The sequence below is a fragment of the Gammaproteobacteria bacterium genome, assembly GCA_013696315.1.
GTDB lineage: Bacteria > Pseudomonadota > Gammaproteobacteria > JACCYU01 > JACCYU01 > JACCYU01.
Genome location: JACCYU010000069.1, coordinates 1 through 6,510, shown reverse-complemented (window position 1 = coordinate 6,510; position 6,510 = coordinate 1). Strand labels below are relative to the sequence as shown.

Annotated in this window: 7 protein-coding genes and 1 pseudogene; 5 read left to right on the top strand and 3 right to left on the bottom strand. The window is 57.8% G+C overall.

Annotated elements, in window-relative coordinates; all coding sequences use genetic code 11:
* Positions 1 to 4: 4 nt before the first annotated feature.
* Together H0V34_03905 and H0V34_03900 are read right to left on the bottom strand one after the other, a co-directional pair.
* The gene (locus H0V34_03905) at positions 5 to 1,039 is read right to left on the bottom strand and encodes an IS630 family transposase (protein MBA2490869.1); all 1,035 of its coding nucleotides are present in this window, start codon (positions 1,037 to 1,039) and stop codon (positions 5 to 7) included.
* Between the two features lie 38 nt (positions 1,040 to 1,077).
* A complete protein-coding gene (locus H0V34_03900; protein MBA2490868.1) occupies positions 1,078 to 1,566 on the bottom strand; it encodes a hypothetical protein in 489 nt (162 codons plus the stop codon).
* 361 nt (positions 1,567 to 1,927) lie between these two features.
* On the opposite strand from H0V34_03900, the gene mutM reads away from it, so the two are divergent.
* From mutM to H0V34_03885, 3 genes and pseudogenes are all read left to right on the top strand, one after another.
* Positions 1,928 to 2,743, top strand: coding sequence for a bifunctional DNA-formamidopyrimidine glycosylase/DNA-(apurinic or apyrimidinic site) lyase (gene mutM / locus H0V34_03895; GenBank protein ID MBA2490867.1), 816 nt, complete (start codon positions 1,928 to 1,930; stop codon positions 2,741 to 2,743).
* A gap of 461 nt (positions 2,744 to 3,204) precedes the next feature.
* Entirely contained in the window at positions 3,205 to 3,309 is a 105-nt protein-coding gene (locus H0V34_03890) for a hypothetical protein (protein ID MBA2490866.1), read from the top strand.
* 722 nt (positions 3,310 to 4,031) lie between these two features.
* Positions 4,032 to 4,670, top strand: a pseudogene (locus H0V34_03885) (DNA-3-methyladenine glycosylase 2 family protein).
* A 228-nt stretch (positions 4,671 to 4,898) separates the two neighbouring features.
* Here the strand turns inward: H0V34_03885 and H0V34_03880 are convergent.
* Complete coding sequence (locus H0V34_03880) at positions 4,899 to 5,126, bottom strand: hypothetical protein (GenBank protein ID MBA2490865.1); 228 nt, start codon at positions 5,124 to 5,126, stop codon at positions 4,899 to 4,901.
* A gap of 166 nt (positions 5,127 to 5,292) precedes the next feature.
* Here H0V34_03880 and H0V34_03875 point away from each other — a divergent pair, with 166 nt between their 5' ends.
* Both H0V34_03875 and H0V34_03870 read left to right on the top strand, forming a co-directional pair.
* On the top strand, positions 5,293 to 5,490 hold the full coding sequence (locus H0V34_03875; protein MBA2490864.1) for a type II toxin-antitoxin system HicB family antitoxin: 198 nt from the start codon (positions 5,293 to 5,295) through the stop codon (positions 5,488 to 5,490).
* 57 nt (positions 5,491 to 5,547) lie between these two features.
* Complete coding sequence (locus tag H0V34_03870) at positions 5,548 to 6,366, top strand: hypothetical protein (protein MBA2490863.1); 819 nt, start codon at positions 5,548 to 5,550, stop codon at positions 6,364 to 6,366.
* Positions 6,367 to 6,510: the final 144 nt, after the last annotated feature.

Here is a 6,510-nt window from a genome sequence, read left to right as displayed (position 1 = left end):
TTACTCAGCAGTCAGAAATATAGGCAACACTTGGATGTTTAAAGAAAGATCGGACCAGTGCGGGGCGGCTGCGGATATCGGCGAGTTGAGCGGTGATGCGCGCGGCCAGACGTTCGCCCTTTTGCAGGGGCCGGCGCGCGTTGCCGGTGCGCTTGGCATGGCTCCAAACCAGTTCGTCGGGATTGAGGTCCGGGGCGTAGCCCGGCAGATAGTGCAGCGTCAATTTGCCGTTGAGTCCGGCGGCGTAGTCCTTGACGGCGCGGGTCTTGTGCGCCGGCAGGCCATCGAGGATCAGGTGCAAGGGTTTACGGCGTCCGCGCATCAGGCGGCGCAGCAAGTCGACGAACAGCGCGGCGGTCAAAGCACCGGGATAGGTCGCGAACCAGAACGCGCCTTTGGAACTGACGGCCGATGCGGCGCTGATGCGCTGGCGCTGCCCGGGCACGGCCCCCACCGGCGTTTGCGCCTTGGCAGCCCAAGTCGTGCCCTGGACGGCATCGGCGCGAAAGCCCGACTCGTCCCAGAAATAAATCTCGGCCTGCTCGCGGCGGGCGCGGCGCGCAATCGCCGGGTAGGTCTGGCGCTGCCAGCGCTCAATGGCTTCGGGATCCCGCTGGTAGGCACGCTGCAACGGTTTCTGCGGGGTCAGACCCTGCCGCGCCAGCAAGCTGCCAATCGAGGTCAGGCTCAATTGCACGCCGAATCGCTGCGTGATCAGCTCACGCACGATCTGCCGCGTCCACAGGCCGAAGTCAAACCCGTATTGCATCGGGTTCTTGCCGTTGATCCAGCGAAACACCTGCCGTTCCTGCGCCGCCGTCAGCGTGCGCGGACGGCCCGTTGCCGGCCGCGCCGCGAGCGCCTTGAGTCCCTTGCCACGGCCGCGAGCCGCCTTGAGCCATCCGTAGATCGTGCAGCGATGAAAGCCGTAGCTCGCGATCACATCGCTGGCACGCTCCCCCTCGCGTACTCGCTCCACCGCCATCTTGCGGATGGTCTCCAGCGTGGCGTGACCCAGTGTGCGTCCGTCTCGTTTCATGGCCTAGCGTATTATCGCATATCAGCACCAAGTGTTGTCTAAATTGCTGACGTATGAATAAGCTGCACATCCGAGCCATACATTACCTGCCCAATTGAACTAATCCGGGATTCTGGAACATTCGTTTGCCAATCCTCGCAGTACCTGAGTTCGCGGCCAGTAAATTCGGTTGGGCTTTGAAAATTAGGATGATTGTGGCTGAAGTAGTTGTGTAGCTTGCTGTCGATATTCTTGCGCAGGAACAGTTTAAGATTATTGGACACGATTCTCGTCAGATCATACTTATCCCAGCCCGACTTTTTTGCCTCATTGATTGTCCACGTTACAGCTTCACCATAAGTCTTGAAAAGCTGAGAATCTGCTTTTGGCCATCCCCAGCTATAGTTCCCGTTTAGTCGCTGACCTTTCCAGCCATATGTCGGCGCAATACTTACATCTGCAATGGGCACAGAAGGGAACGCGATAGCCAAGATCAAAACTAACAATGGCTCCGGAAATCTGCACCGTTTCATGATATGTTCTCGCATGACATTGCTCGACCTGTGATAACGGCTCTAGCACAATAATCTTTATTCAAACACTCAACGCTATGGGCGATAGACGTTATCCCTGTTCGCTGCCTTGTGGCTCAGTGATTGTAGGAGCCAAACCGCTTGAGTGGACGTAGATCACTGACCACAGTGGACGGTAGCCGAAAAGAGATTTCCAGCGCGACGGCGTGAAGACGGGTGGCGCTAAAGTGTCGATGAGCGGCCACTAAGTACACATGATGTTGCGATCGGGCGACAGATGGTCGCGTAGCGATTGTCTGGAGCGTGAATGTCGGATACAGCTAAGTATGCCTAATGGCCTCCCATGACCCCCTACTGATTCGCTACCTTTCAAGCCTTGCCCGAACTCCCCGAAGTTGAGACCACACGTGCCGGCATTGCCCCACATCTGATTGACCGGCGCGTCATCCATGTGGACATCCGCCAGCCCATGCTGCGCTGGCCGGTGCCCGCCGATCTGGCGCGTAATCTTGAAGGTCAGCGCATCATCGATGTCACGCGCCGGGCGAAATACCTGCTGCTGCACACGGCCAATGGCGCGGCGCTGATGCACCTCGGCATGTCCGGCAGCCTGCGCGTGATCGATGCCAACATACCGCCGCAACCCCACGACCACATCGACCTGCGGCTGGATTCAGGCCAGGTTCTGCGGCTGCGTGACCCACGGCGATTCGGTGCGCTGTTGTGGATTGATGGCGACCCGCTTGCGCACCCGCTATTGCATGGCCTTGGCCCGGAACCACTGAGCGACGACTTTGACGGCGATTATCTAATCCAGCGCGCGCGTGGCCGCACTTTGAGCGTGAAGGATTTCATCATGAATAGCCGCGTTGTCGTCGGCGTAGGCAACATCTACGCCAGCGAATCGCTGTTCGCCGCCGGCATCCACCCCGCGCGCGCCGCCGGTCGCATCAGCCGTGCTCGCTATCACGTGCTGGCGTTGAGCATCAAACAGGTACTGCAAATCGCAATCGGCCACGGCGGGACCACCTTGCGAAACTTCGTGCGCGAAGACGGCAGACCCGGCTACTTTCGCCACGAACTGCGCGTGTACGGGAAGGCCGGCGCGAACTGTCCGCGCTGCGGTTATTCAATCCGGCTTCGGGTAATCGGCCAGCGGTCGAGTTTTTATTGCGGCAAGTGCCAGCGGTAGGTCTTTTTAAACTAACGCGCTTGTACTCCCGGCATCGATCTGTATGCGCTGATCCGGACCTTCGGCGCGGCGGCGACAACCCCAACCGCATCTGCGGTGAATGCTAATTAACATCGGCCTGCGGCTGCTGCTCGGCATGGAAGTCGATGAAGTGAGGCACTCACTGGACCGGCGCATCGAAGACGTCGCCGAAGTTTTTAGTCTGGAACGCGAATTCGACCCGCTGTTCGCCTAACCGTTAACTTGGGCGGGCGCGGACCGACCCGTTGGGGGGGATTTCCGGGCAGCCTACCTGTTCCGCCCCATCGTTAATTCAGGACGTTGGATGCTGTTGTCTGTCCTGCTTGGAGAGTCCGTACTTTCGCCAGGAGCAATGTCTATATTGGCCGCATCAAGCAGTTGCCTGTACCGCAGCGCCTCTCGGTTATAGAAGATCTCGGGTGCCGCAGTGGCATCGCGAGGTGCTTCGTCAGCGCCTCGAAGCTTATCGAGCCAATCCCGGCGGGGGTTCACCCTGGTCCGAGGTGCGTCGTCGTATTGAAAGAGGTCGAGAATCAAAACCGTAACCGTTCTTGCCGAGGCGGAGCTTGATTTTGCCGAGGTCAGTGCATAATACGCAGAACAGCGCGTCGGTCTAGGTGATGCATTTCTTGACGAAGCCTCGGCGCTATTTGTGCGTATAGGCTAATTCGCGCTCTCTTATCGTTGCTCAGGCGGTTTCCATAAGCGGCGTATTTCCTGCTGGAGAACGATCGGTTCAAGTTCATGTCGAGCGGAGGATCATGTCGCGAAGTTCCGGCTCGGCCCCGTAAGGCTGTATCCAGCAATGGTTTATTCCAACGGTCGAGGACGTGAAGGTGTCGGACGATACGCTTAGCGTCGACCTCAGCGGCGACCGCACCATATCCGTCCCACTTATTGAGCCTTGCATAAGTGCATAACAGAGAGGTCATGCTGGACGAAGTGAAGCATCTGCTTTATCCCTTGGAAAACGGCAGATTCTTCGGCCTTCGGCCTCAGAATGACAGTTAACCATTTATGCAAGGTTCAATAGCTGCTACCTGCGGTGAACTCCACGGCACCTCTGCCGAACGAATGAACTGAGGAAGATTCCCCCTTATGGGCGTTCCGCCGCATAGATGGGCGTAAGCAAGGGTTTTCCCAGGCACGGGTAATGAGGAATTTTTTTGTCTCACGCATTCAGCATCGACGAGAGGTGTGCGTTAGCATTGGACATTCTCTACTCCAGCAATATTTGATCTGCTTTTATGTCAGAAGCTGCGCGGTAATGCAGGCGATGCCGATAGCGCTGTCGCAGACCGCATTAGTGGAAGGTCTGGAATGTCTGGCGCGTTGTGATCCGGACCTGGCCCCCATTCTCAAAGAATTTGGCGTTCCACCGCTTTGGTCTCGTGAGTCGGGATTCGCGACTCTTGTCATTATCATATTAGAGCAGCAGGTATCCGTGACGTCCGCGAGGGCGGGATACGACCGCCTGTTTGCCGTGATCTCACCCTTGACGCCGAGGCGCTATCTTGATCTCGATGAGACTTCACTCAAGCGCATTAGCTTTAGCCGTCAAAAGATCGGCTACATTAGGCATCTGGCGCGGTTGATATTACCGATGGTTCGCTCAACCTGAAAGCACTGGGCATGATGGATGATACAGCGGTGCGCGCTGCATTGTTAAAGATCAATGACATTGGCCCGTGGACAGCAGAGACATATCTGTTGATGGCGCTGGGTCAGTCAGACGCATGGCCCAGCGGGGACCTCGCTTTAGCCGTGGTGGTACAAAGAATTAAAGGTTTGCCTTTTCGTCCTAACCCCGACGCGCTTGAGGAAATGAGCGTGATATGGCGGCCCTGGCAAGCCGTCGCCACCCGGACTATGCTGGCATTACTACTTAACGAGCTGGCGCGTTTAACAACCGCGTGAAGCAAACGCGAAGTATTGTTAAAAGTTTTGGGCGGAACTAAGCGATGCGCGCGAGCGTGTTGGTCAGCGCTGCCGTTGCTTTGTTGTATCCAGCCCGCGCAGAGCGGAAGCTTAAGCTAGTTCCGACGGATGGTTGGCGGAACCGCTGTCGCGTTCCGCCGTACCTATTATTGTAGGAACCGTAGGGCAGAAGCCCTTGGTAGGCGTTCCGCCGCGATCAGGTGAACAGGCTGACGATGAGCAGGGCGTACAGAGGCAAAATCAGTCCGACGATCCAGCGGATCAGATTCTGGCGCAGCGTGGCGAGTGCGTCGGGCAAGTCGGCTTTCGTGACCACATCGGCGCGCGCGTTGGCTTCCGTGATCGCGCGGATCAGCGCTTCCGTGACGCCGGCTTCGGTCAGGCGTTTGACGGCGGCGTGGGTGTCGAACGGGACGCTACTCATGCGTTAAAACGCGCCTACGAACGACGGCGTAGGGCGAAAGCCCCTTGTGGGCGTTCCGCCGCGTAACTGCGCGTAAGAAGGTTTTTCCAAGCACGCGATAGTAGAATCACGCTCTTGCAGAGTTCCCGTGTCCGTCGCGGCCTCGCCTGAAGAGGTAAACGAAAGTATGCGTTATATGGCCGTTGTAGGAGAAGGCACAACAAGCTTTGGAGCGTACGCCCCGGAACTGCCCGGGTGCGCGGTTGTGGGCGATACCCGCGATGAGGTCTTAACGCTCATCCGGAAGGCTATTAGGCTGCATCTCGAAGGGCTCAGAGAGCAAGGCCAGCCCGTTCCGCATCCTCATTCCTCCAGCGGGACATAGCTATATGGACTCCTCTCGCGACCCCGCGGAGGAGGTTTCGTTCTGAACAAGGGCAGCATGAACACAGACAGGCAAGTCGCACAGCCTAAGCCGCGTAGCCCGGCGCGAATCTGGTATCAGAGCTTTGTCGATCCCGGCGAGCAGCACCCGTACATCGCGCGCCTCGAAGAGTCTCTGAAGAGGTATGCCGATCCCGATGTTTCTTTCCAGGTGCATGACATTTCTCCGCCCGACCGCTATCTGAATCCACTAACTGAGTTTCGTTGCGCGGCCCAGACAATCCGCAATGCGATCAAGGCCGAAGAACAGGGTTACGATGCCTTTGTCATCGGACACTTTCAGGAACCAGGGCTGATCGAATGCCGCTCCGCGGTCGACATCCCGGTCATCGGGCTTGGTGAGGCGACGATGCTCCATGCGTGTACCCTCGGTCGCACGTTCGGCCTGGTGACGATCAACCCCATTTTCATTCCTTGGCATCGCGATCAAATCACTCGCCTCGGGCTGAGCCAGCGCGCAACCGGTGTGCGGGCGATCGACACGCAAGTATCCACGTACTTGCAGGCCTTCGAGGAGGAAGATGTCTACCAGCGGGTCAGGGAAGCGTTCTGCCGGGAAGTGCTCTTGCTAGTCGAAGAAGGGGCCGAGGTCGTCATTCCGGCCGGTGGTCTGCCGATGTTACTCTTCGCGCGGGAACAAAACTTCACGGTTCAAGGTGCCGTCGTGCTGAATGGTATAGCCGTCGTCGCTGCCATGGCCGAGATGGCGCTGAAGCTGTTTCGGCGATCGAGAATCGCGGTCAGTCGCAAAGGGACGTTCGCAGTGCCCGCCAGAAGCGATCCAGGAGTTTTTGTGAGCGGCCGGGGAGATAAGTAACAAAAGAGTCCGGGGACTAGTTGTTTAGTCCCGCAGTGTAGTGGTACATTGGATCGTCATATCTGGAGAGATGAGCAATGGGTCAGGTTTTACACGGCAGCGCCCGCACGACTGCGGCAACCCGTCGCGCGATACAGCGGAGTC